Annotated in this window: 21 protein-coding genes; 4 read left to right on the top strand and 17 right to left on the bottom strand. The window is 61.0% G+C overall.

Annotated features, from left to right (window positions below):
• Nucleotides 1–5 precede the first annotated feature (5 nt).
• The 3 genes from AC1DNK_RS24925 to AC1DNK_RS24915 all read right to left on the bottom strand — a co-directional run bounded on the left by AC1DNK_RS24925 (nucleotide 6) and on the right by AC1DNK_RS24915 (nucleotide 2,047).
• On the bottom strand, nucleotides 6–674 hold the full coding sequence (locus tag AC1DNK_RS24925; protein WP_112390032.1) for an amino acid ABC transporter permease: 669 nt from the start codon (nucleotides 672–674) through the stop codon (nucleotides 6–8).
• Complete coding sequence (gene aroQ, locus AC1DNK_RS24920; RefSeq protein ID WP_112599079.1) at nucleotides 671–1,120, bottom strand: type II 3-dehydroquinate dehydratase; 450 nt, start codon at nucleotides 1,118–1,120, stop codon at nucleotides 671–673. Before aroQ ends, AC1DNK_RS24925 begins: the two co-directional genes overlap by 4 nt.
• A 96-nt stretch (nucleotides 1,121–1,216) precedes the next feature.
• The gene (locus AC1DNK_RS24915) at nucleotides 1,217–2,047 is read right to left on the bottom strand and encodes a transporter substrate-binding domain-containing protein (protein WP_112599020.1); all 831 of its coding nucleotides are present in this window, start codon (nucleotides 2,045–2,047) and stop codon (nucleotides 1,217–1,219) included.
• 242 nt (nucleotides 2,048–2,289) lie between these two features.
• On the opposite strand from AC1DNK_RS24915, the gene AC1DNK_RS24910 reads away from it, so the two are divergent.
• Nucleotides 2,290–4,176, top strand: coding sequence for a bifunctional sugar phosphate isomerase/epimerase/4-hydroxyphenylpyruvate dioxygenase family protein (locus tag AC1DNK_RS24910; RefSeq protein ID WP_477943827.1), 1,887 nt, complete (start codon nucleotides 2,290–2,292; stop codon nucleotides 4,174–4,176).
• A gap of 9 nt (nucleotides 4,177–4,185) precedes the next feature.
• On the opposite strand, the gene AC1DNK_RS24905 is transcribed toward AC1DNK_RS24910, so the two are convergent.
• Both AC1DNK_RS24905 and AC1DNK_RS24900 read right to left on the bottom strand, forming a co-directional pair.
• Nucleotides 4,186–4,860 carry a GntR family transcriptional regulator gene (locus tag AC1DNK_RS24905; RefSeq protein WP_477943826.1) on the bottom strand — a complete coding sequence of 225 codons (675 nt, stop codon included), beginning with the start codon at nucleotides 4,858–4,860 and terminating at the stop codon, nucleotides 4,186–4,188.
• Nucleotides 4,861–4,899: 39 nt separating this feature from the next.
• On the bottom strand, nucleotides 4,900–5,586 hold the full coding sequence (locus AC1DNK_RS24900) for a GntR family transcriptional regulator (RefSeq protein WP_112390028.1): 687 nt from the start codon (nucleotides 5,584–5,586) through the stop codon (nucleotides 4,900–4,902).
• A gap of 365 nt (nucleotides 5,587–5,951) precedes the next feature.
• Here AC1DNK_RS24900 and AC1DNK_RS24895 point away from each other — a divergent pair, with 365 nt between their 5' ends.
• Nucleotides 5,952–6,992, top strand: a complete 1,041-nt coding sequence (locus tag AC1DNK_RS24895; RefSeq protein ID WP_477943825.1) for an isopenicillin N synthase family dioxygenase — start codon at nucleotides 5,952–5,954, stop codon at nucleotides 6,990–6,992.
• A gap of 37 nt (nucleotides 6,993–7,029) precedes the next feature.
• On the opposite strand, the gene AC1DNK_RS24890 is transcribed toward AC1DNK_RS24895, so the two are convergent.
• Nucleotides 7,030–7,335, bottom strand: coding sequence for a hypothetical protein (locus tag AC1DNK_RS24890; protein ID WP_112390022.1), 306 nt, complete (start codon nucleotides 7,333–7,335; stop codon nucleotides 7,030–7,032).
• A gap of 197 nt (nucleotides 7,336–7,532) precedes the next feature.
• Between AC1DNK_RS24890 and AC1DNK_RS24885 the strand changes: the two genes are divergently transcribed.
• Entirely contained in the window at nucleotides 7,533–7,880 is a 348-nt protein-coding gene (locus tag AC1DNK_RS24885; RefSeq protein ID WP_112599014.1) for a RidA family protein, read from the top strand.
• Nucleotides 7,881–7,913: 33 nt separating this feature from the next.
• Here the strand turns inward: AC1DNK_RS24885 and AC1DNK_RS24880 are convergent, their stop codons facing one another.
• From AC1DNK_RS24880 to AC1DNK_RS24865, 4 genes are all read right to left on the bottom strand, one after another.
• Nucleotides 7,914–9,980, bottom strand: coding sequence for an ATP-binding protein (locus AC1DNK_RS24880; RefSeq protein ID WP_477943824.1), 2,067 nt, complete (start codon nucleotides 9,978–9,980; stop codon nucleotides 7,914–7,916).
• Entirely contained in the window at nucleotides 9,958–11,466 is a 1,509-nt protein-coding gene (locus AC1DNK_RS24875) for an ATPase domain-containing protein (RefSeq protein ID WP_477943823.1), read from the bottom strand. The genes AC1DNK_RS24880 and AC1DNK_RS24875 overlap by 23 nt, the downstream gene beginning before the upstream one ends.
• Before the next feature lie 193 nt (nucleotides 11,467–11,659).
• A complete protein-coding gene (yghU, locus tag AC1DNK_RS24870) occupies nucleotides 11,660–12,553 on the bottom strand; it encodes a glutathione-dependent disulfide-bond oxidoreductase (protein WP_477943822.1) in 894 nt (297 codons plus the stop codon).
• 236 nt (nucleotides 12,554–12,789) lie between these two features.
• Entirely contained in the window at nucleotides 12,790–13,623 is an 834-nt protein-coding gene (locus tag AC1DNK_RS24865) for an alpha/beta fold hydrolase (protein WP_477943821.1), read from the bottom strand.
• 279 nt (nucleotides 13,624–13,902) lie between these two features.
• On the opposite strand from AC1DNK_RS24865, the gene AC1DNK_RS24860 reads away from it, so the two are divergent.
• The gene (locus tag AC1DNK_RS24860; protein WP_477943820.1) at nucleotides 13,903–14,331 is read left to right on the top strand and encodes a MarR family winged helix-turn-helix transcriptional regulator; all 429 of its coding nucleotides are present in this window, start codon (nucleotides 13,903–13,905) and stop codon (nucleotides 14,329–14,331) included.
• A gap of 91 nt (nucleotides 14,332–14,422) precedes the next feature.
• Here the strand turns inward: AC1DNK_RS24860 and AC1DNK_RS24855 are convergent, their stop codons facing one another.
• From AC1DNK_RS24855 to AC1DNK_RS24825, 7 genes are all read right to left on the bottom strand, one after another.
• Complete coding sequence (locus AC1DNK_RS24855; RefSeq protein ID WP_477943819.1) at nucleotides 14,423–15,808, bottom strand: LLM class flavin-dependent oxidoreductase; 1,386 nt, start codon at nucleotides 15,806–15,808, stop codon at nucleotides 14,423–14,425.
• A gap of 32 nt (nucleotides 15,809–15,840) precedes the next feature.
• Nucleotides 15,841–16,818: an ABC transporter permease gene (locus AC1DNK_RS24850; RefSeq protein WP_477943818.1), complete on the bottom strand. Its 978-nt coding sequence runs from the start codon at nucleotides 16,816–16,818 to the stop codon at nucleotides 15,841–15,843.
• Between the two features lies 1 nt (nucleotide 16,819).
• Nucleotides 16,820–17,836 carry an ABC transporter permease gene (locus tag AC1DNK_RS24845; RefSeq protein WP_477943817.1) on the bottom strand — a complete coding sequence of 339 codons (1,017 nt, stop codon included), beginning with the start codon at nucleotides 17,834–17,836 and terminating at the stop codon, nucleotides 16,820–16,822.
• Entirely contained in the window at nucleotides 17,826–19,376 is a 1,551-nt protein-coding gene (locus AC1DNK_RS24840; RefSeq protein ID WP_477943816.1) for a sugar ABC transporter ATP-binding protein, read from the bottom strand. Before AC1DNK_RS24840 ends, AC1DNK_RS24845 begins: the two co-directional genes overlap by 11 nt.
• Before the next feature lie 63 nt (nucleotides 19,377–19,439).
• On the bottom strand, nucleotides 19,440–20,450 hold the full coding sequence (locus AC1DNK_RS24835; RefSeq protein ID WP_477943815.1) for a sugar ABC transporter substrate-binding protein: 1,011 nt from the start codon (nucleotides 20,448–20,450) through the stop codon (nucleotides 19,440–19,442).
• Nucleotides 20,451–20,566: 116 nt separating this feature from the next.
• Entirely contained in the window at nucleotides 20,567–21,625 is a 1,059-nt protein-coding gene (locus AC1DNK_RS24830; RefSeq protein ID WP_477943814.1) for an ABC transporter permease, read from the bottom strand.
• Entirely contained in the window at nucleotides 21,622–23,094 is a 1,473-nt protein-coding gene (locus tag AC1DNK_RS24825) for a sugar ABC transporter ATP-binding protein (RefSeq protein WP_477943813.1), read from the bottom strand. The genes AC1DNK_RS24830 and AC1DNK_RS24825 overlap by 4 nt, the downstream gene beginning before the upstream one ends.
• Nucleotides 23,095–23,306 lie beyond the last annotated feature (212 nt).

Here is a 23,306-nt window from a genome sequence, read left to right as displayed (position 1 = left end):
GCCTCCTACTTGACCGGATAGGTGAAATATCGGGCCGAAAACAGTGCGAAGAGGCGCATCATCAGCCAGGAGATGACGAGGTAGAAAAGCGTTACCGTGAAATAGACCTCGAAGCTTCGGAAACTGTCCGACTCGATGCGCTGGGCAACCGATGTCAGTTCATAGGCCGAGATCGCCGAAACGATGCTGGTCGAAAGCGTCAGCAGCACGAACTGGCTGGTCAGCGACGGGAAAATCGCCCGCAATGCCGGCTTCAGGATGATAAGACGGAAGACCTGTGCCTTATGCAGGCCAAGCGCCAGCCCGGCCTCCATCTGGCCCTTGGGCACCGATTGCACGCCGCCCCTGATGATCTCGATCGCGTAGGCGCCGCCATTGATGCCGAGCGCAATGATCGCCGTCGGCGTCGGATCGAGCCGGATGCCGGCAAGCGGCAGGGCGAAATAAAGGAAGAAGATCTGCACCAGAAACGGTGTGTTGCGGATCAGCTCGACAAAGCCAATGATCAGCCAGCGGACCGGCTTCAGCGGAGAATCCCTCAGCGCCACGCCGCCAATGCCGATGACGATTGCGAGCAGCATGCCGCAGATCGCCAGGAGAAACGTGCCGAGGCAGCCAAGCAGTAGGCTCGGGAGCCCATCGATGACAGGCGTAAAATCAAGCTGGTAGTTCATGTTTTCGCCGCTCCCACCATGCCTGCCATAGCCTCGATGGCGAGTTCGTAGCCGCGGGCGCCGAAGCCGATCATGATGGCGGTGGCGATGCGCGACACGAGGGACTTATGGTAGATCTCTTCCCGGGCATGGACATTGGAAATATGCAACTCGATCTTCGGCGGATCAAAGGTTTTCAAGGCGTCGAGAAGTGCGATCGAGGTGAATGTATAGGCGGCCGGATTGATGATGATGCCGCAGGCTTCCTTGCGGGCCTGGTGGATGCTTTCCACCAGCTCACCTTCGAAATTGGTCTGGCGGAAATCGACCTCGAAACCCAGGCTCGTTGCCTTGGAGAGGCACATCTGCCGGATATCGGCGAGCGTTGTTGAGCCGTAGATGCTGGGCTCGCGTTCACCGAGCAGGTTCAGGTTCGGTCCGTTGAGGACGAAGATGGTCTTGGTCATGTCGCGCATCTCAAACGGGATAGATTTCGGGCGCAGGGCCGGATTGGCGGGCATCGCGATGCCCGCCTTGGGTTTGGATAGTTGCGAGCTTTTGGCTCAGTTGACGGCGAACGGAATGCCTTCGAGCTTCTCCGGGAATTCCGGTACCGGCACCTTCATCCACTTGTCGTAGATTTTCTTCAGCTCGCCATTGGCCTTGATCTTGTCGACGAAGGCGTTGATCGAGGCGTTGATTTCCTTCTCGCCAAGGCGGGTGCAGGCGCCGTTGTAGAGCTTCTGGAATTCAAGCTTGTTCTCGAATTCGCCCGGGCGGGCCTTCTCGACGCGATCCATGTAGAAAATGTTGCCGCCGAGGGCCTGTACCTGGCCGGAGACCAGCGCCTGTACGCTCGGCGCATCGCCGTCGAAGCGGCGGATGGTTGCCGTCGTCGGGGCGTTCTTGGTCACCTGCGTGTCCTGTGCAGCGCCTTTGGCTACGCCGATCGTCAGGTTCGCCATGTCGTCGTTGGTTTTGATCGACATCGTTTTCGGCGCGATCAGCACGATGGCATTGGCGACATAGGGCTTGGAGAACTGGACGGCCTTGGCGCGGTCCGGCAGCATTGCCATGGTGGCGAACAGCACGTCCACGCGGCCGGTCGTCAGGGCAGGAATGCGGTTATTGACCTCGAGCGGCACGAATTCGACCTCGACGCCCAGTTCCTTGGCATAGAGCGTGGCGATGTCGGCGTCGAGACCATCCTGCTTGCCGGCGCTCGTAACGAAGCCCCAGGGCGGATTGTCGCCCTGAATGCCGACGATCAGCTTTCCGCGCGCCTTGATTTCGTCCGGTGTGATGGCGGCTGCCGGGCTTGCAAGCCCAATCGCGGTCACGAGAGCCGCGGCTCCCAGCATCGCATTACGGCGTGTCAGCATCGATTTGAACATGTGTTTCCTCCTCCGTTTGCCGGCCGTCCGACTGCAGCAGTCATCCTCTCCCCGACCGTATGCCGCCATAATTGCCAGAGGTACGATTTCAAATCAACCTATTTTTCAAGAAACCTATGATGATTCATAATTCACCAACTGAATTGAAATCCTCACGACATTCTGCATAATGCCCATAGCCGATTTCCGCGGAGATCTGCGTAGCCGCCCATCCGGCGGCACAGCATGAAAGGATTCCAGATATGAAGACCTCGATTGCCACGGTGAGCATCAGCGGCGAGTTGCCCGAAAAGCTCGAGGCCATCGCCAAGGCCGGTTTCGACGGCGTGGAGATTTTTGAGAACGATTTTCTGGCCTATGACAGCAGCCCTGCCGAGGTCGGCTGCATGGCGCGAGACCTCGGTCTGGAGATCACGCTGTTTCAGCCTTTCCGCGACTTCGAGGGCATGCCGGAGCCACTGCGCGGCCGGACATTCGATCGTGCCGAGCGCAAGTTCGATGTGATGCAGGAACTCGGAACCGACCTCGTACTCGTCTGCTCCAATGTGTCGTCCGTAGCCCTTGGCGGCATCGACCGTGCCGCCGCCGATTTCCATGAGCTCGGAGAGCGCGCGGCGCGAAGAGGGCTGAAGGTCGGCTACGAAGCACTTGCCTGGGGCCGCTTCATCAACGACCATCGCGACGCCTGGGAAATCGTGCGCCGCGCCAATCATCCCAATATCGGGTTGATCCTGGACAGCTTCCACTCGCTGTCGCGCAAGATCGATGTCAATTCGATCCGTTCCATCCCGCCGGAAAAGATATTCATCGTCCAGCTCGCCGATGCACCGCTGATCGACATGGATCTGCTCTATTGGAGCCGTCATTTCCGCAACATGCCGGGAGAGGGCGATCTGCCGGTCTCGGCCTTTGCCGAGGCGGTCGCCGCAACCGGCTATGATGGCTATTTTTCGCTGGAGATCTTCAACGACCAGTTCCGTGGCGGTTCGACGCGCGAAATCGCGGCCGATGGCCACCGCTCGCTGATCTATCTCGGCGATCAGGTCAGCCGGAGCACCAAGACAGCAATCGGGGCAGCCATGCCGCCGCGTGCCCCTGCCGAGGGGATCGGTTTCATCGAGTTCGCGACCGACGAGGACGAGGCGGGCGAACTTGAAGACCTCCTTAAGGCGCTTGGGTTCCGCAAGGCGGGCGTGCATCGCTCCAAGAGGGTCAGCCTTTACCAGCAGGGCACGATCCGCATTCTCGTGAATGTCGATCCGGCCGGCTTTGCCAACGCGGCCTACGCTGTGCATGGCACTTTTGCATACGCGATGGCACTGGTTGTCGATGATGCTGACGCGGCCTACAGGCGGGCGCTGGCGCTGGATGCCGAGCCTTTCCGCCAGACCGTTGCCGAAGGCGAGCTGGAAATCCCAGCCATTCGCGGTGTCGGTGGGGGGCTGATCTATCTGATCGACGGCAAGAGTCCGCTCGGCCATTTTTCGGAAATCGACTTCGAACCGGTGGAAGGCGATGGCAATGCGGATGCAGGGCTTCTCGACGTCGATCACATTGCACAGACCGTTTCCTACGATGAGATGCTGACCTGGATGCTGTTCTACACCTCGATCTTCGAGACCCGGAAAACGCCGATGGTTGATATCATCGATCCCGGCGGCGTGGTGCGAAGCCAGGTCATCGAAAATGCCAGCGGATCGCTTCGCATCACCATGAACGGCGCTGAAAATCGCAGAACGCTTGCCGGTCACTTCATCGCGGAGAAATTCGGCTCGGGCATCCAGCATCTGGCCTTCTCGACAGCCGATATCTTCGCCACCGCCAAAGCGCTGCGCGAAAAGGGTTTCAAGGCGTTACACATCTCGCCCAACTATTACGACGACGTCGAGGCCCGCTTCGGGCTCGATCCCGATCTCAGCGAACGGTTGAAGGCAGAAAACATCCTCTATGACCGCGACGACGAGGGTGAGTATTTCCAGCTCTACAGCGGGACCTACGGGGAGGGGTTCTTCTTCGAGATCGTCGAGCGCCGTGGCTATCGCGGCTACGGCGCGCCGAATGCGATCTTCCGGATTGCGGCGCTGAAGAAGCAGATGCGGCCGGACGGCATTCCGAAGGACGCCTTCTGACTGCCATCGCTAGGCGATGCGGCAGCTTTTCACCACATGTTCAACGCCGCTCGATATGTGGCGGCGGATGACGGCGCGGGCGCCCTCGAGGTCCCGCTTCAGCGCGAGTTCGAAGAGGAGCCTGTGATCGTCGACAACCGCCTTGCCGCGAAAACTCCGCGCCAGCATATGATAGCGCAGGAAACGGTCGAAGACGGAAGACAGCGTTTCCATCAGTGTCGCCGAATTGCAGGCGGAGACGATCGCCTGATGAAACTGCCAATCGTAGCGGACCCAGTCGATCGTGCGTGAGGCGTCGCCGGCAAGCAGCCTTTTTTCGGCGGCTGCTAGCTTGTGATGGGCGGCGACGATACGCCCCTCCCATTCGAGATTCCCTGCGGCAAATGACAGGCCGATGGCATGGGTCTCCAGCACAGTGCGAAGATCGGCGAGTTCCTCCAACTCCTTGAGCGAAGCGGGGCTGACTTCGAAGCCGCGCTGGCCTTCGGCGAGCACCAGGTTTTCGGTGGTCAGGCGGCTCAGGATCTCGCGCAGCGACGACACACTGATGGAATAGTGCTCCTTTGCCTGCTCCAGCTTGATCTTCGCACCCGGCGCCAATGTCCCGGAGATGATATCCTGACGAATTTGCCGGGAGACGACGTCGCTGACAGTCTCGGAATGTTCACCGGTCACTTTGAGCATTGGTTCCTCTACGTCCCGCACCACGGTGCGTGGAATACATTATCCTGCCGATAGGCGAATGGTCGCCAGCGAACCCTTGCTCAGCGCATGTTCGACGCCCTGCTGAATATGCCGCTGCAATATTCTCTTCGCCGTCGTGATGTCGCGCTGAAGTGCCGCCTCCAGCAGTTGCTTGTGCTCTTCTTCGGCAACGCCGCCGCGATAGGACAATGCCACCATCTGATATCGCAGATATTTGTCGAACACCGCCGAATGCGTTTCCATCAGCAGGCGCGATCCGCAGGCCGAGATCAGAGCCTGGTGAAATTCCCAGTCGTAGCGCTTCCAGTCTTCCGCCCTGCTGGTATCGCCCGAGGCCATCACCTCTTCCATGCGCGCCAGCTTGTAATGGGCCGAGACCAGCCGCGCTTCCCATTCGACATCGCCCTGTTCGAAGGCCTGCTCCAGCGCGTGCTCCTCGAGAAGCAGACGCAGCGCTGCTGTCTCCCTGAGGTCGGCGACCGAAACACGCGCGACTTCGAAGCCGCGCTGCCCCTCGGCAACGACGAGGCCTTCTGATGTCAGGCGGTTGAGAATCTCTCGCAGTGTGCTGACGCTGGTTTGGTAGGCGATTCTCAGATTTTCAAGCTTGAGCTTCTGCCCCGGCGAAAGCCGCCCGAAAATGATATCCGCCCTTATTTGCCGGTAGCCGCTCTCTGCGACGGTCTCGTTTGAGATTTCGTTCAACGGCCATTACCTCTGATATTCCTGTTTCCTTCATATATAACGGAATAAGTATGCCGTATTCAACAAGCGAAAATGCGATTGGCGGCCATCCTGCGGGTGCTGAACCCTGCTCGCCGGATCTATACGGGATGGCAAGCGTCTTGACGGATCTCGCAGCGATGTTCTGCGGCAGCCTTGCCGTGCTGTTCCACCGGCACTGCGCACATCTGGTATGGGCACGCGCTACCGGTGATTTGTTCTTCCGTCCGGTCGTGGCGGGCAACGGTTTTTCAATCTGGACCGCGACCTTGAACGGATCTGTGTTTCAGTCCGCTCGATCGTCTCTATGCTGGGTCCATCGACGCCCGCAGGATACGAGGACTTTCATGACGGCCCTGAACGACGCCAACCCATCCGGCAGTGCGCTGCCTGTGCTTGATATCTCGCAGTTTCATGGCCGGGAACGCGATGCTTTCGTGGCAGAGCTCCGCCATGTGCTGCATGATCATGGCTTCTTCTATCTCACCGGGCATGGGGTCGAGCAGGCTTTCATCGACGATGTCATTGCCGCGTCCAAAAGGTTCTTCGCGCTTCCGATGGACGAGAAGCTGAAGATCGAGATGATCAAGTCACCGCATTTTAGAGGATACAATCGCGCCGGGCAGGAACGCACGCGCGGCGAACAGGATTGGCGCGAGCAGCTCGACATCAACACCGAAGGCACGGCTGCGGAGATCGGTCCCGGCACGCCGCCATGGAAATGGCTCCAGGGCCCGAACCAGTGGCCGGAAGCCCTTCCTGAACTGAAACCGCTTCTTCTCGCCTATCAAGCTGAAGTGACAAGGATTGGCATCGATATTTTGAAGGCCATCGCTGTTGCGCTCGACCAGCCGGAAGATGTCTTCGCCGGTATCTACGATCCGCAGCCGTCGCAGCTTCTGAAGATCATCCGGTATCCGGGCCGGGATGTCGCCGAGACCGATCAAGGCGTCGGGGCACACAAGGATGGCGGCTTCGTCACCGTTCTTCTCCAGGACAAGACGCCCGGCCTGCGCGTTCGCACAGAGGCCGGCGAGTGGACCAGCGCGCCGCCGGTTCCCGGCACCTTCGTCATCAACACGGGCGAACTCCTTGAACTGGCGACAAACGGTTTCGTCCGTGCGGACGTGCACGACGTCGTCGCACCGCCCCGTGGCGTCGAGCGGTTCTCCGTGGCGTTCTTCCTGGGCTCGCGTCCCGATGCGACGATACCGGTGATCGAGCTTCCCGAAGCGCTTCGCAGCAGTGAGCGTGGCGTGACCTCAGATCCGCTGAACCCGATCTTTCGCGAAGTGGGGATCAACCAGCTGAAGAGCCGCCTGCGATCTCATCCTGATGTCGCTCAGGCCCATCATGCTGATCTGGCGAAATCCATTCTCGGATCATAGCCCGGCCCAAAGCCGGGCTGGCAACACTTCCAGTTTCCTAGATGCCGGATCCATCGAGGTTCTGATGGTCGTCGCCCGCCCAGGGCGCCGGCATCGAGCTGCGTCCGAGATTTGCGGAAGGCATCGGCATCCAGCACTTCAATTCCGGTTCGGCATATTCGATGATCTGCCCGGGCGAGGAATCCGACGCGCGCCAGCCTTCGCCGCCAAACTGATCGCCATTCGACCAATAGGCGAGATCGACTTCCGCCGATCCCTGCTCGGACGGACGGATCGTCACCAGAATCCGGCTGCCGTCTCTCGGCGCACTTGCCATCTGGCGCCAGCGGTCCAACTCTTCCACCGTTTTCTCCTCCTGCCTTGATACGCTTGTAAATGTCGTCCTGACATCGGGAACGGTCAACTTAAACTTTCAGCAGGTCCGAGGACCCGATGCCAACTTCCAGACATAGGCCGCGCGCCCCAGAAGATGCTGGCCTTTTCGTATTTCAGGCGCTAGCGCTGTGGCTCAGACGGGATCGAGCATGAAAGGGCATTTGAATGATCGAGAGAATTGGCTTGGCGGCGCGTTGGAGCGACGCGGTGGTCGTCGGAAACCTGATCTTCCTCGCCGGCCATACGGCTGAAACCACCCGTGGCCAGCCGGTGCGGCTGCAGACCGAGGATGTTCTGGCCAGCCTCGACGATACGCTGGCGCAGGCGGGCGTCAGCAAGGAAAATCTCGTCAGCGTCACCATCTATCTCTCAGACATTTCGGGGTTTGACGAGATGAATGCGGCTTGGGATGCGTGGGTTCCGGCGGGACATGCGCCGGCTCGTGCAACGGTCGAGGCCAGGCTGGCTTCGCCTGACCTCTTCGTTGAAATGACGGCGATCGCGGCGAAGTAATCGTCCCGTCAGTCTCGCAAAGCAGATGCGGGATCAGCGGGCGCTGAAGGCGACCTTGGCGATCTCGTTGGCCAGCTGGTCCTGTGTGTAGGGCTTTCCAAGCCTTGCGACATCGAGATCGACTCCTGGGGGAAGCTCGGCATAGCCGGACGCAATGAGGATCGGCAGAGCCGGCGCGATGGCGCGCACGGCTCTCGCCAGGTCGCCGCCGGTCATGCCGGGCATGGAATAGTCGGTGATGACAAGATCGAAAGCCGATCCGTCACCGAAAAATTCCAGCGCCTCCGTTCCTGAATGGGCTTCGACGACGTCATGCCCGAGATCCATCAGCATGTCGGCAGAGCTCATCGCGATGAGAAGGTCATCATCGACAAGCAATATCCGCTTCGGCCCAGACGCATTGCCGGCAGCCTGTGGCGGGATGACGATCAATTCCGGCTGTGCAGCGCTGGAGATCGATACAGGTATCCACAACTCTGCCGTCGTGCCCTTGCGAACTTCGCTGGTCAGTTTGAGGTCGCCCTTCAGCTGCGATGCAAGGCCATGGATCATCGACAGGCCGAGACCGGTTCCCTTGCCGAGCTCCTTGGTCGAGAAGAACGGCTCGATCGCCTTTTTCAGCGTCTCCTCGTCCATTCCGTGCCCCTGGTCGGCGACGGAAAGGATGACATAGCTGCCAGCCGCTAGCTCTGCCGTCCCGGATATCTGCTCGGATTGTCTGAGTTCGATACGAATGGTGCCGCCGTCAGGCATCGCGTCACGGGCATTGACGGCGAGATTGAGCAGCGCCAGTTCGACCTGGTTTGCGTCTGCGGAAACGAGGGGAAGATCATCCGGCACCAAGGTTTCGACAACTATAGTCGATCCGACGGAGCGCTTGAGAAGGTCTTCCATGCCAAACACCAACGCCCGCATATCGACCGGGTCGATGCGAAGATCCTGCCGCCTGGAAAAGGCCAGCAGACGCTGAGTCAGCGACGCGCCTCTCCTGGCGCCCTGCTGGGCGCCGTCGATCAGGCGCAGCGCCCTGGCGTCGTCTCCCGCATGTTTGCGCAGCAGTTCAAGATTGCCGAGAACTGCCATGAGAAGATTGTTGAAATCATGCGCGACCCCGCCGGTCAGCTGGCCGATCGCCTCCATCTTTTGAGCCTGCCTCAACTGTTCTTCGGCGCGCTCGCGCTGACTCACCTCTGCCATGACGACCGCGTGCGCCTGTTCCAGCTCGCGGGTGCGCTCGGCGACACGCTCCTCCAGAAGCTCGTTCAGCTGCCGCTGGTGTTCCTCCGCCTTGAGGCGGTCGGTAATGTCAGCCGAAACGCCGACAAGTTTGATCGCCTTGCCCCACCGGTCCTTGTAGAGCTGTGCCCGGATTTCGGCCCAATGCACCGATCCGTCTTTCCAGATCGTCCGGTACTCGATCGAATAATCCGCTCCGCTTTCGATCGTCGCCCGGACTGCGGTCAGCATCCGGCCGACATCTTCTGGGTGAATGATAGCGAGCAGATCGGTATACGAAAACGCATCGTTCGGGCTGCGTCCGAAAATCGCTTTGCAGGTCGCCGATGTGGTCAGCTCGTTGGTGGTGAGATCGAGCTCCCAGGCGCCAAGCCGGCCGGCGCCGAGCGCGGTCTGCAGGCGGCGCTCACCCTCATCGAGAGCCTCGATCCGCGATCGTGCCTCATATTGCCGCCGGCGCCCGCGCATGGCGGAACGCGCCACGCTGATGAAGGTGGTTGCATGGAACGGGCGCTCAACGAAGCTGACATTTCCGAGCACTTCCGAGAGCCGGGCGGCAGCCGGATTGCGTTCGGGGCCGCCACCGCGATTGGTGAGGATGATGAAGGGAAGGTCGGACCAGCTCGGCTGCACTTCGATCCAGGCGGAAACGGCGCGCAGATCGGCGGAACGAAATGCTTCCTCGGTGATAACGGCAAAGGCGACAGCGTCGCCAAGGTTGGCGGCAAAGGACGGCAGATCGGACACGATCCTTGCCTTGATGCCTGCCTCCTGCAGGAGAGACGCTGCAATTTTCGAATCCCGGCCGACTGGAGCGTAGATCAGGCCGATGGTATCGCTGTTAGGAATCGGTGCCGTCCTCATCTGACAATGGAAGGAGCGGCTGTCTTTCTCCAACGAAATTCGGGACGCCGCGCAGCACTCCCTGGAACCCCGAGAGCGGTTCGCCAAGCGACAGTCCGGCATTGGAAATTCGAAATTCGCGGATGGTATCCTCGTGCGGCCCAGTTCGCTTCTTGATGACGGAGACCGCGCGGCGCACCTTGCCCAAGGCTTCGAAATACCGGAGCAGGATGACGCTGTCGGCGAGATAGGTGACATCGACGGGCGACTTCATGTCGCCGACAAGACCGTGCTGGGCGACGGTCAGGAACGTATTGGCGCCTTGCCGGTTCAGATATTGAAGCAGCTCATGCATGTGCAGAATGAGGGCGTTTTCTTCCGGCATCGCGGCCTGATAGCCGTTGATGCTGTCGATAATGACCGTTTTTGCGTCATAGCTGGCAACCCTGTCTCTGACACGCTGCGTAAACTCTCCCGGTGAAAGTTCGGCCGCATCCAGCTGCTCGATATGGATAGACCCGTCGTCGCGCATCTTTTCAAGATCGATGCCCATCGACTTTGTACGTGCGAATAGGAGCCCCAGTTCCTCATCGAAAATGAAGATCGCGGCCCTCTCGCCCCGCTGTACCGCCGCATTGACGAATTGCAGGGTAAACAGGCTTTTGCCGGTACCAGCCGGGCCGATCAGCAAGGTGCTGGATCCACGCTCGATGCCGCCGCCCAGAAGACGATCGAATTCGTGCAGCCCGCTGGAGAGGGTGGTCCGCTCGAACCCGGTCTTGTGCTCAATAGCGCGCAGGCGCGGGAAGACTGCGACTCCACCGGTTTTGATGACGAAGTCGTGGTAGCCGCCGCGGAACGACTGGCCGCGGTACTTGATGACCCTGAGGCGGCGGCGCTCCGACCCATAGTTAGGCGCCAGCTGCTCAAGATGGATGACGCCGTGGACGACGCTGTGCACCGTCTTGTCGAGGCTATCGGACGTCATGTCGTCGAGCAGCAGGACGGTCGCATCCGATCGCGAGAAAAAGTGCTTCAGCGCCAGAATCTGCCGGCGGTAGCGGAGCGAACTCTGCGCAAGCAGGCGGATTTCCGACAGGCTGTCGATAACGACACGCTGCGGCTTGATCCGCTCGAAGGCCTCGAAGATCAGCTTGGTCGTTTCTCCAAGTTCCAGGTCCGACGAATAGAGCAGGCTTTGCTGCTGGTCGGCGTCGAGCAGACTTTCCGGCGGCACGAGTTCGAAAATCTCGACCCGCGAGTCGATCTCCATACCGTGCGACCTGGCGCAATCACGAAGCTCCTCATCGGTTTCGGAGAGGCTGATGTAGAGACAACGCTCGCCGAGTGCGGCACCCTCGAGAAGGAACTGCAGCGCGATCGTCGTTTTCCCCGTGCCGGGAGATCCTTCGAGCAGAAATACATGTTTGCGGGTAAACCCGCCGGCAAGCACATCGTCGAGGCCCTGGACGCCAGTCTCTGCCTTGCTCATCAATACCTTATCCATGCTTCCTCCGAATTCGCTAAAATACTTAGGGCGGATAGCGCATGGTAACAAGGCGGTAGCCGCGCACGAAAACCGGGTGTCATCGTGGCGCAGGCGCTACTGATTTCGGGCATCACTAGCGGGTGCCGCGAGCGTCGAGACGTTTGGCGGGCCGCCGCATGCCCCTTTCAGGGCTGTGGCGGCCAGCGTCGGGTTACTTGGCGATCTTGTCCTGGGTCTTGGTCTCGAAGTCCGAGGCATCGTGCCGCTCGTGCAGCTGTTCGGACGGGTCGCCATGGACGCGGTTGACCATCCGGCCGCGCTTTACGGCGGGGCGTTCGGCGATCTCCTGCGTCCAGCGCTGCAGATGCTTGTAACTTACGACGTCGAGGAACTCGCCGGCCTCGCCATAGGCCTTGCCCTGCGCAAGATTGCCGTACCACGGCCAGATCGCGATGTCGGCGATCGAATATTCGTCGCCAGCCATGTATTTGTTATCGGCAAGCTGGCGGTCGAGCACATCAAGCTGGCGTTTGACCTCCATCGAGAAGCGGTCGATGGCATATTTGATGTGAATCGGCGCATAGGCATAAAAGTGGCCAAAGCCGCCGCCGAGATAGGGCGCCGAGGCCATCTGCCAGAAGAGCCAGTTCATGGTCTCCGTCTGCGCCTTGTGATCTGCCGGAAGGAAGGCGCCGAACTTCTTTGCCAGATAGAGCAGGATCGATCCACTCTCGAAAACGCGGGTCGGCTCTGGCGTCGAATGGTCGAAAAGGGCAGGGATCTTCGAGTTCGGATTGACGTCGACAAAGCCGGAGCCGAATTGGTCGCCGTCACCGATCCTGATCAGCCAGGCATCGTATTCCGCGCCTTGGTGGCCGAGCGCCAGCAATTCCTCGAGCATGATGGTGACTTTGACACCGTTCGGCGTGGCGAGCGAATAGAGCTGCAGCGGATGCTTGCCGACCGGCAGAACCTTGTCATGGGTTGGTCCGGCAATCGGCCGGTTGATATTGGCGAACTGGCCGCCATTACCCTTGTCCCAGGTCCAAACCTTGGGGACTTCGTATCCTGCCGGGAAATTGTCGGCGGGGTTCTTCTCTGCCATTTTGTCGGTCCTTTTCAATCGGCGCATTCTGGTTCAGGTTGAGAACCTAACGACAAATGTCACGCTTTCAACCGCTTCACGGCGGATATTGCTGCAAAGCGGCAAATGGGCGCTGGCGAAGAGAACAGGAGAGGGAAGGGCGTCCGTGCAGCCCTGCCTGGGCGACCATGCAGCGGCACCATTCGCGCGACGGAAGATGTGCCCGCAGGGCGGGCACATCGGTTTTCATCTGAAACTCAGGCCTTGAAGAAAGCCAGGAGGTCGGCGTTGATGACGTCGGCATGGGTGGTTGCCATGCCGTGCGGCAATCCCTTGTAGACCTTCAGCTCGCCCTTCTTCAGGAGCTTGGCTGAAAGCAAGGCGGAATCGGCGATCGGCACGATCTGATCGTCGTCGCCATGCATGACGAGGACGGGTACGTCGATCGCCTTGAGGTCGTCGGTGAAGTCCGTCTCGGAGAATGCCTTGATGCAATCGTAATGGGCCTTGGCGCCGCCCATCATGCCTTGGCGCCACCAATTGTCGATGACCCCTTCGGAAACCTTCGCGCCAGGCCGGTTGAAGCCATAGAAGGGACCGGCAGGAATATCGTGGAAGAACTGCGCGCGGTTGGCGACCAGCGCGGCGCGGAAGGCGTCGAACACCTCGATCGGCAGGCCGCCCGGGTTCTTGTCCGATTTCAGCATGATCGGAGGAACGGCGCCGAGCAGCGCCGCCTTGGCAACGCGGCCGCCACCGCCATGCTTGGCGACATAGCGCGCAACCTCACCGCCACCCGTCGAATGGCCGACATGGATGGCATCCTTCAGATCGAGATGCTTGGCGAGTTCGGCAACGTCGGCTGCATAGGTGTCCATATCGTTGCCGGTCGCCGTCTGGCTGGAGCGGCCGTGCCCCCGGCGGTCATGGGCGATGACACGGTAGCCCTTGTCGAGGAAGAACAGCATCTGGGCATCCCAGTCGTCTGCACTCAGCGGCCATCCATGGTGGAAGACGACCGGCTGGCCCTTGCCCCAGTCCTTGTAGAAGATCTGCGTGCCGTCCTTGGTGGTGAAGGTATTGCTGCTCATCGTAGTGTTCTCCTTTGGCGATTGCTTGGTCTTGGCTTCTGCGCTTTGGGCAAGCGGAATGGCGGCCGCGGCGGCGAGGCCCAATCCGGCGGCCATCACTCCGCGACGGGTTGCTTGAATGTCAAACTGGCTCATCTCGGATCTCCGTGTTATATGTTTCGCAATACTTATTATCGCGATAAACAAAAGCTAGCGTCTCATTCCGCGCTTGTCCAGAGAAATAATTATCGCGATAATATTTTTTGCGGTATATGGAGCGAAGACGACTGGAGATTGCCTATGCCACTGCCTCTCGATAACCAGCTTTGCTTTTCGCTCTATGCCACCAGCATCGCCATCAACCGCACCTACAAGCCGATGCTCGACGCCATGGGCATCACCTATCCTCAGTATCTGGTGCTGAATGCGCTGGGCGAGGATGACGGCATGACGATCGGCGCCATCGCCGAGCGGCTATCGCTGGAATCGAGCACCGTCACGCCACCGGTCAAGCGAATGGAGCAGGCTGGCCTTGTCGCGCGGCGCCGGAGCAAGGAAGACGAACGGCAAGTGCATGTCTGGCTGACCGATGCCGGAAAGGCTCTGCTGCAGCAGAGCAACTGTCTCGGCGAGACGCTGCTGGCGCGTTCAGGCCTATCGATGGAAGGCATTGGAGCGCTGAATGAGAACGTAAAGCGGCTTCGCGCCGCGCTGACGAGCGAAGAATAGCGGTATCGAAACAGCTAAGGGCTTGAGCCGCCTACGCAATGCGAGGCAGCCCAAGCGCGTCTCCAATTGTTTGTCGTCACGGTATCCGGCGCTACTCCGCCGCCAGCCGCGCGCCGGTCCGCCGGTAGGTTGAGCCCGGATGCGGGGCCACGAGCCTCGGCCCTTGCCCCCCCAGCTTTTCGCGGAGCGCGCCCTTGCGGTAATCGGTCTTGTAGACGCCGCGCCGCTGAAGCTCGGGGACAAGAAGATCGACGGCATCCTCGAAGCTCTCGGGGGTCACCGCGTAGGCGAGGTTGAAACCGTCGACGTCGGTATCCTCGACCCATTCCTGCATCAGGTCGGCGACCGTCGATGGCGAGCCGACGAAGACCGGACCGAAGCCGCCGATGCCGACCCAGTCGGCCATCTCGCGCACCGTCCATTCCTTGTTCGGATCGATAGTGGTGAAGGTCTCGACCGCTGACTGCACCGCGTTCGTATGGCGATGGCGCAGCACTTCGTCCGGGCCGAACTGGCCGAAATCGATGCCGGTCCATCCCGAGATCAGGGTGAGGGCGCCTTCGAGCGAGGCATACTTCCGGTATTCGTTGAACTTGCGTTGTGCCTCCGCGTCGGTCTCGCCGAGGATCACGGTCTGCAGGTTGAAGGCAAGAATTTCGCGCGGATTCCGTCCGGCGCGCTCGGCCGCCTCGCGGACATTCGCGACATAGCGCTTCAGGACAGGCTTGGAGGGGGCAGCAACGAAGATGCATTCCGCGTGTGCACCGGCAAAGTCCTTGCCGCGGCTGGAGGCACCCGCCTGGTAGAGAACCGGCGTGCGCTGCGGCGATGGTTCGCTAAGATGGATTCCGGGCACCGTGAAATGCTTGCCGGCATGATTGATCGGATGGACCTTTTCGGGATGGGTGAAAATGCCGGCATCCCGGTCGCGCACCACGGCGTCATCTTCCCAGCTCCCCTCCCAAAGCTTGTAGCAGACGTCGAGATATTCATCGGCGAGATCATAACGGTCGTCGTGGTTCGTCTGCGCCGGCTGGCCGATATTCAGCGCGCCGCTGTTAAGATAGGAGGTGACGATGTTCCATCCGACCCGGCCCTTCGTCAGGTGGTCCAGTGTCGAGATCCGGCGGGCGAACGTATAGGGGTGCTCGAACGACAGCGAAGCCGTCAGGCCGAAACCCAGATGCTCGGTGGCGTAGGCCATGGTTGGAATGATCTGCAGCGGATCGTTGACCGGAACCTGTGCGGAATGGCGAAGGGCTGCATCGACATTGCCGTTCAGCACGTCGTAGACGCCGAGCACATCAGCAATGAACAACCCGTCGAATTTGCCGCGCTCCAGGGTCTTTGCCAGATGCACCCAGTAATCGAGATCCTTGTAGTTGGCGGATTTGTCGCGCGGATGCCGCCAGAGACCTGGCGACTGATGTCCGACGCAATTCATATCGAAGGCGTTCAGCCTGATTTCACGTGTCATGCGCTTGTTCCTGAAGCGGCGGCCGATCGATGTCAGGCCGCGGCGGTTTTCCGGTTGATGAAGCTGAAGGCCAGCACCGCAAAGATCAGCGTTCCTGTCGCGACCTGCTGCCAGTAGAAATTGAGGCCGGTCAGGAGCAGGCCGTTGGCGACGACGCTGAGAAGCAGGACGCCAAGGACGGTGCCGGGAATGTTGGGGCGGCCGAGCGGCGAAAGTGTCGTGCCGATGAAGGTTGCGCCGATGGCATTCAGAAGAAAGGCATTGCCCGAGGAGGGGATGTAGACGGTGACCGTCGCCGTCAGCACAAGGCCGGCGATCGCGGCGATCACGCCTGCGAGGATGAAGGTCGCACCGACGGGTATGCCAAGGTTGATCCCGGAATAGCGAACCACGCTTGGCTGGATGCCGATCGACAGCACCACGCGTCCGAAACGCGTCCAGGCGAGGATCGCGGCCGATGCGGCGATGACAGCTGCGGCGATCACCAGCGGCACCGGTACGCTGGCGATCGTCCCGTGCCCGAGAAACCGGAACGCATCAGGGATCCCTGATGGCGGAAGATAGACCGGATTGCCGCCGTTGGTCAGCAGCTGCTGGATGCTGCGGCCGATGAACAGAGTGCCGAGTGTGGCGAGGAAAGGTGCCACGCCGATGACGGAAACCAGTACCGCATTCACAGCGCCGACGAGTGCGCCCGCGGCGAGTCCGGCAAGGGCGGCCAGCGACACAGGCTCGCCAGCGAGCACGAGGGAGACGAAGGCGAAGCTTGCGAAATCGACCGCCGTGCCGACCGAAAGATCTATACCCCCGGCCGTGACGGCGAATGTCATGGCGATCGAGACGATCGCCAGCAGCGTGAAGTTATTGACGAGGATGCTCTGCAAGTTGCCGACGGTCAGAAATGCCGGCGCGAGGATCGAGAACAGCGCGAAGACCCCGACCAGAGCCGCGATCAGTCCATAGCGGGCAAGGTTAGCGATCGACCCCTCGGCGAGTTTCAAGCCGGCCATATCAAGCCTCCCGTTTGCGCAGCAGGGTCGTGGCCGAGACCACGATGAGGATGAGAAGACCCTGGACGCCGCTGACCAGTGTGCTCGGGAGGTTGAGAAGCTGGAAGCCGTTGGTCAGGAAGCCGACGAACAGCGCCGAGATCAATGTTCCCGGAATTGTTGGAACCAGACGGCGCGAGAACACCGAGCCGAGAAGCGCGATGACCACGACGGGGAGCAGCGCTTCGCCGGAACCGGTGGTGCTGCCGCTGAGATAGGAGACCGAGAGAATGCCGGCCACCCCGCCGCACAACCCGCTGGCAATGAAGGCGCCTGCGAGCAGGCGCTTGACCGGCAAGCCGGCGGCCCGCGCAGCATCCGGAAACTCGCCGACTGCATAGAGCCGCAGGCCAGCCGGCGTGTATTGGATGATCGCCCCGGCAAGGGCGGCAAACCCGAGCAAGATATAGGCAAGGAACGGGATGCCGAAGCTGTCTGACGAGGAGATCGCCGTCAGGAAATCGGTCGATGCCGGAACGACGGTATTTTGCGTCAGCACGAGCTCCAGACCGGCGGCTATATTCATTACTGCGAGTGTCGCGAGCAACGGCACGATACCGGCGAGCACCACCGCGGCTGCGTTGACCGCACCAATCGAAAGGCCGGTCAACAGTGCTGCGCCGGCAGCAGCCGGGTCGCTGAAACCCAGCTGGATCAATGTCGCGTAGACTGCGGCGCTCACGCCCATATTGGCGGCAAGAGAAAGGTCGATGCCGCCGGTGACGACATTGGAGCCGCCGGCGATCAGCACCACCGTCAGGCCGATTGCCAATATCCCTGAAATTGCCGATTGGCCGAGCACATTGCCGATATTGCCGACAGAGAGGAAGTAAGGCGCAGTGAGTGCAAACGCGACCAGGATGACCGCGAAGACGAGCAGCGAACCGAAACGAAGGATCGCCGCTGCCGAGGCGCCGCCGGCGCGCGGTACATCGGCGAGATAATCCGGGGAGGGAGCGACCTGGATATCAGCCGACATGATGCAATCCTTCCGAAGCGCCCGTCGAGATCGCAAGCACTTCATCGGTTGTGGTTTCTGCTGAGGCGAGTTCACGGATCAGCCGTCCGCGGAAGAACACCAGAATGCGATCGGTGATGCCGACGAGCTCGGGCAGGTCGGAAGACAGCACGACGACGCCAGCGCCGCGCGCCGCAAGCTCACCGATCAGCGTGTAGATCTCGACCTTCGAGCCGATGTCCACACCGACTGTCGGCTCGTCGAGCAGATAGATCTCGGAATGGCGGCTCAGCCATTTTGCGATCGCCACCTTCTGTTGGTTTCCGCCCGACAGGGTGCGTACCAGCGCATTCCCGCCGGTCGTTTTGATCTGCAGACGCCGGATCAGGTCATCCGTGTCGCGCCGCTCGCCCGCCAGCTTGAGGAACCCGAAGCGGCTGTAGCGCGATAGGCTCGGAAGCGTGATGTTTTCGGTGACGCTGAGGTCGAGGCTGACGCCGTTTCCGCGCCGGTCCTCGGGAACGAGCGCGATATGGCTCTCGACCGCCGCCGATGGGCTCTTCGGGTCGATGGTCCGTCTGCCCGTCTTGATCGTGCCGTCTGCGGCGCGCTGGAGGCCGAAGAGCGACCGGATGAGATCCTTGGCGCCGGAGCCGAGAAGCCCGGTGATGCCGAGCACCTCGCCGCGGCGCAGGGTGAAGCTGACATTGTCGAAGCGGCCGGGCGCCGACAGGCCACTAACGTCCAGAATTGCGTCTCCGAGTTCGACCTTTCGCTTGGGGAACATCTCGCCGATATCGCGTTCTATCATCAGGCCTGCGATCGTCGTGGCAGGTGCCTCGCTGATCGGCAGGGAAGCGACGCTGAGCCCGTTGCGCAGCACCGTCACATGATCGCAGAGGTCTTCGATCTCGTTGAGATAGTGCGAGATGTAGATGATGGTCACACCTTCGTCGCGAAGGCGGCGGATCAGCTGGAAGAGGATATCGGCTTCGCGCCGGACGAGGGCAGCAGTCGGCTCATCAAAGACGAGAACCTTCGGCTTATGGAGCAGCGCCCGAGTGATCTGCACGATCTGCCGCTCGGCCGTCGATAGCTGGCTGATCAGCGCGTGTCTTGGCAGATTGACGCCGAAATAGTTTGCAAGCAGCTCTTCGGCGCGCTTCTGCATCGCCCGGCGATTGAGAAACGGCGTTCGAGCGATACGCCGCTCGTGACCGAGAAACAACGCCTCGCCGACCGTGAAGGTTGGAACCAGCAGCCGGTCCTGGTGGATGAAATGGATGCCGAGTTCGTCGCAGAGATGCGGCGTGAGCCTCTCATATGGCTTGCCATCGACCTCGATCGATCCGCCGTCCGGCACATGGAAGCCGGCAAGGAGCTTGATCAACGTCGATTTGCCGGCCCCGTTCTGGCCGACAAGGCCGTGTACCGTGCCGCGCCGGACGGCGAGCGATGTTCCGGCCAGCGCCTGCGCACCGCCGAAGCGTTTCACGACCCGGTCGAAGCGAATGATGACGTCGCCGGTTTCAGCTGTCGGCGCCACTGCGGATGCACTCATGTCGGATTGTTCCAGAATTTTGGAGTGTGGACCCTCCCGCAATCGAAAGGGTCCGCCTCAAGATCAGCCGATGCCGAGTTTCTTGATGATGTCGGAGACATTCTCCTTGTTGGCGAGCAGCGCCGGGACATAGCTTTCGCGCGGCAGTGTCTGGCCAGACAGCAGCTTGGCAACATTGCGGATGGCGACGCGGCCGATCTCGGCTGGCTGCTGCGCCGCGTCGGCGCCGGCGGGCGACTTCGGATCGGCAACGAGCTGCAGAACCTCGGGGCTGCCATCGACACCGTAGGTGCGGATTTCATTGCGTCCGGCGGCTGCGATCGCCTGGGTGGCGCCAAGCTGCGGAATATCCCATGCAGACCAGACGGCCTTGATCGAACCCTTTTCCGGATACTTGTTCAGGATCGCGGTGATCTGCGTGAAGGCGTCCTGTACGGTGTTGGGGATCACATCCCGCAGTTCCGGCTGGATGATCTTCACCTTCGGGAAGTACTTGACGACGTTGACGAGCTGGTCGTAGCGAATGGCGCAGGGCGTCACGCCGTAGAAGCCGTTGAAGACGACGATATTGCCTTCGCCGCCGATATCGGAAACGAGCTGCAGCGCCAGGTCCTTGCCGATACCCCAGTTATCCGAAGTCGTGTTGTTCAGCGAATTCGTCGAGCCGACATCGACGGTCAGGACGGGGATCCCCGCGTCGCGCGCCTTCTTCAGCCACGGGTCGATGACGCTCAACGTCCCCAGGATCTGCACGAGCGCGTCTGGCTTCTGTGCCACGAGCGTCTGCAATTGGGCGATCAACTTGCCGTCGTTGCGGCCGGCGTCGACGGCGATCGGCTCGCCGCCGAGACGCTTCACCTCTTCGATCTGGGCATTGTAGACCTGAAGATCGAAGTAGTGGTCGGTGCCCGTCGCGCTGATGGCAATCCGCTTGCCCTTCAGCGAGAGCGCTGCATCATCGGCGCGCGCTACCGGCGCCGTCAGCAGGCTGGTACCTGCAAAGGTCGCTCCTGCGACCGCTGCAAACTTCAAGATTTCACGGCGTCCAAGGCCGTCCCCAATTTCCTTAGTCATGGCCATATCCCTCAATTTCAATAGTACATAAAATATATGGAAATAAAGGACAAAGGAGGTACGTTATTCCAAAAGTTCAGAGTGTTGGCGAAAATTTGGCGGGCCGGGCAGGGCTGCTAGCGATCAGCATTGCGGCCCAAGCCGAAGGTCAAGGCCAGCGCGCCGACCAGCACGGCGCCCTTGACGAAGTCCTGCGTATAGTAGGGCGCATTGAGCATCGTCAGCCCGTTGAGCAGGACGCCGACGAAGACGGCGCCCGCAACGGTCCCAAGCACATTCGGGCGGCGCAGGTTAAGAACGGCAAAGCCGATCAGCGACGCTGCGACGGCATCCATTAGCAGTGAACCGCCGGATGAGACATCGCCGCGCCCGACACGTGCGGCAATGACGATGCCGCCCAATGCGGCGAGTGATCCCGATATGAGGTAGGCAAGCGTCTTCAGCCGTATCGTTGAAGCACCGGCAAGCCGCGTCGCCAGTTCATTGCCACCGGTGGCAAAAAGCAGGCGGCCTATGCGCGTGTGTTCGGTCAGCACGTATAATGTGACGGCTACGGCTGCCATCAGCACGACCGAGACCGGCAATGTGGCGAAAAGGCTGTATCGGCCGATCATCAGGAATGCCGGATCGAAGGCGCCCGATGCCTTCGATCCGTCGGGCAGGATGAGCCCGGGAGAAATCGAGCGGCCAGCAGTCGGAATAAGCTGCAGGCCAGACAGCAGAAACATCATGGCGAGCGTCGCCAGGAGATCAGGAACCCGCAATCTGACGATCAGCAGGGCGTTGATCAGCCCGACCGTTGCGCCAAACGTCAGCACCAGCGGCACGGTGATGAAGGCATCGAGCTGCCAGACGATCATCGCGTAGCTTGCCGCCATGACGCTGGAGGCGGCGATGGCGCCGATCGAGAGGTCGAAGCCGCCGACGGCCAGCGTCACCGTAACGCCCGCGCCGAGAATCGCGACGACCGAGACGGCTTGGAGGATGCTCATCAGATTGGCGACGTTCACAAAGGCCGGTTCGGCGATGCCGAAGCCGATCACCATCAGGCCAAGCAAGATGAAGACGGCACCCGATCGCAGCGAGCGGCCAAGCGCCATGGCACGGCCGGCAATACTTTGCCGAGCGGGCTCCTTGCTCCGCGTTTCAAAGGCGTCATCGTCGATGCTCGTCATATCGTTGGTCCATGTGTGGTGAGGGTTTCGCTGACCGGAAGGAGCGTATGGCCGTCGATCGTCACGATGCGATCGGCCACCTCGAGAGCTTCTTCCGGATCCGACGTTCCAATCAAAGTGGCGCGGTCCCGGCGCGAGCGGATCGCCTTGATGATGTCGTGCCGTGCGCCGACATCGACGCCCTGGAAGGGCTCGTCGAGCAGCAGCAGCCGGCTCGGCTCGGCCTCCCAGCGGCCAAGAACCGCCTTTTGCTGGTTGCCGCCGGAAAGGGCCCAGACCGAGGCAAAGGGACCGGCAGCCTTGATGCCGATCCGGGAAATGGCGAGCGTCGCTTCCCGCGCTTCGCGCCCGCCCGCGATCAGGCCGAACGGATACCATTTCTTCAGATGGGGAAGACTGATGGTGGCGGCCAGCGAGTTTCCCGGCCAGGCGGCAGGCATGAGAGACGCGCGATGCCGGTCTTCACCCGCCATCGCAACGCCTGCCGCAATCCCATCCGCCGGTGACCTCGGGTGATAGGCTTTGCCATCGAGCTCCATTGTGCCGCCTGCAAAGGAGGCCGCGCCGAAGATCGCCGACAGAAGCCGGCTCTTGCCGGCGCCGAGCACGCCGGTAAGAGCCACGACCTCGCCTTCGGCGATCTCGAGATCGAACGGTACGCTCGACGGCAGCAGCCTGATATCGCGCATCGCCAGAACGGCTGGGCCAACAGCGTCTCGCGCCGCGGGCCGTGCCAGTTCGAGCTTGCGGCCGATCATGGTCTCAAGCGCACGGGAGAAGTCGATCGGCTGCGAGAAACCCTCGACGACCCGCCCGCCGCGCATGATGACGGCGCGGTCGGCAATCGCCCTCAGGTCGGCGGTTCTATGAGAGATATAGAGGATCGCCAGACCCTTTGCGCGCAAGCGGCGCAGGACATCGAACAGGCGCTGGCTTTCGTCTCCCGAAAGACTTGCGGTCGGCTCGTCGAGGATCAGCAGTTCGGCATTGTTTGCAAGCGCGCGTGCGATAGCGGCAAGCTGACGGTCGGCGGTGCTGAGATCGGCGAAGTCCCGGTCGAGCGGGAGGTCGAAGCCGGCAGTATCGAGAATGGCGCGTGCCTGCCTGCGCACGCTCCTGCGCGATATGAAGAACGGCGCCGAGCCCTCGGCGAAACGGTTGAGAAGCAGGGTATCTGCGACCGTCAGCCCGGCCGCTCCGGCGAGATCGGTCGATTGATGAACGGTCACCACCCCGGCTCGCGCCGCTTCAGATGGCGTTTTCGGGGCGAACGGCCGGCTGTTCAGTTCAATCAGGCCGCTATCTGCCGGAAAGACGCCCGAAAGGATTTTCACTAGTGTCGATTTGCCCGCGCCGTTGGCGCCCATCAGCGCAATGATCTCGCTGCGCTCGATCGACAGGCTCGCGTCGGCGAGCGCGACTGTGGATCCAAATCTGTGGGTGATGTTTTCGACGTGAAGAAGCGGCATCAATCATATCCGGGCTTTCGGGCCGGCATATTGGACCGCCGGGGGCGTCCCGTTCCAGGCAAGCGATTGCCCGTGCGGGCTGTGTTGCGAAACAAAGAATCTCCCGGGGCTCCGAAAATCGGATGATTTAATCTACTAAAAACATAGAGTTTATATCTAATAATTTCATGCGCCGCCGGGATCGTTCTGCCCGTCAGACGGTGCCTGCCATC

Source organism: Rhizobium sp. 01N424 (assembly GCF_056399485.1).
The sequence above is the reverse complement of the archived record's forward strand: the minus strand, read 5'-3'. Positions and strand labels throughout refer to the sequence as shown.

What these genes read in the sequence shown, in the direction of transcription:
- AC1DNK_RS24915 (WP_112599020.1), bottom strand. Translation starts at nt 2,047, where the DNA reads ATGTTCAAATCGATGCTGACACGCCGTAATGCGATGCTGGGAGCCGCG.
- AC1DNK_RS24910 (WP_477943827.1), top strand. Translation starts at nt 2,290, where the DNA reads ATGAAGACCTCGATTGCCACGGTGAGCATCAGCGGCGAGTTGCCCGAA.
- AC1DNK_RS24875 (WP_477943823.1), bottom strand. Translation starts at nt 11,466, where the DNA reads ATGGATAAGGTATTGATGAGCAAGGCAGAGACTGGCGTCCAGGGCCTC.
- AC1DNK_RS24905 (WP_477943826.1), bottom strand. Translation starts at nt 4,860, where the DNA reads ATGCTCAAAGTGACCGGTGAACATTCCGAGACTGTCAGCGACGTCGTC.
- AC1DNK_RS24885 (WP_112599014.1), top strand. Translation starts at nt 7,533, where the DNA reads ATGATCGAGAGAATTGGCTTGGCGGCGCGTTGGAGCGACGCGGTGGTC.
- AC1DNK_RS24825 (WP_477943813.1), bottom strand. Translation starts at nt 23,094, where the DNA reads ATGCCGCTTCTTCACGTCGAAAACATCACCCACAGATTTGGATCCACA.
- AC1DNK_RS24835 (WP_477943815.1), bottom strand. Translation starts at nt 20,450, where the DNA reads ATGACTAAGGAAATTGGGGACGGCCTTGGACGCCGTGAAATCTTGAAG.
- AC1DNK_RS24925 (WP_112390032.1), bottom strand. Translation starts at nt 674, where the DNA reads ATGAACTACCAGCTTGATTTTACGCCTGTCATCGATGGGCTCCCGAGC.
- AC1DNK_RS24840 (WP_477943816.1), bottom strand. Translation starts at nt 19,376, where the DNA reads ATGAGTGCATCCGCAGTGGCGCCGACAGCTGAAACCGGCGACGTCATC.
- aroQ (WP_112599079.1), bottom strand. Translation starts at nt 1,120, where the DNA reads ATGACCAAGACCATCTTCGTCCTCAACGGACCGAACCTGAACCTGCTC.
- AC1DNK_RS24895 (WP_477943825.1), top strand. Translation starts at nt 5,952, where the DNA reads ATGACGGCCCTGAACGACGCCAACCCATCCGGCAGTGCGCTGCCTGTG.
- AC1DNK_RS24865 (WP_477943821.1), bottom strand. Translation starts at nt 13,623, where the DNA reads ATGAGCAGCAATACCTTCACCACCAAGGACGGCACGCAGATCTTCTAC.
- yghU (WP_477943822.1), bottom strand. Translation starts at nt 12,553, where the DNA reads ATGGCAGAGAAGAACCCCGCCGACAATTTCCCGGCAGGATACGAAGTC.
- AC1DNK_RS24855 (WP_477943819.1), bottom strand. Translation starts at nt 15,808, where the DNA reads ATGACACGTGAAATCAGGCTGAACGCCTTCGATATGAATTGCGTCGGA.
- AC1DNK_RS24830 (WP_477943814.1), bottom strand. Translation starts at nt 21,625, where the DNA reads ATGACGAGCATCGACGATGACGCCTTTGAAACGCGGAGCAAGGAGCCC.
- AC1DNK_RS24880 (WP_477943824.1), bottom strand. Translation starts at nt 9,980, where the DNA reads ATGAGGACGGCACCGATTCCTAACAGCGATACCATCGGCCTGATCTAC.
- AC1DNK_RS24845 (WP_477943817.1), bottom strand. Translation starts at nt 17,836, where the DNA reads ATGTCGGCTGATATCCAGGTCGCTCCCTCCCCGGATTATCTCGCCGAT.
- AC1DNK_RS24860 (WP_477943820.1), top strand. Translation starts at nt 13,903, where the DNA reads ATGCCACTGCCTCTCGATAACCAGCTTTGCTTTTCGCTCTATGCCACC.
- AC1DNK_RS24850 (WP_477943818.1), bottom strand. Translation starts at nt 16,818, where the DNA reads ATGGCCGGCTTGAAACTCGCCGAGGGGTCGATCGCTAACCTTGCCCGC.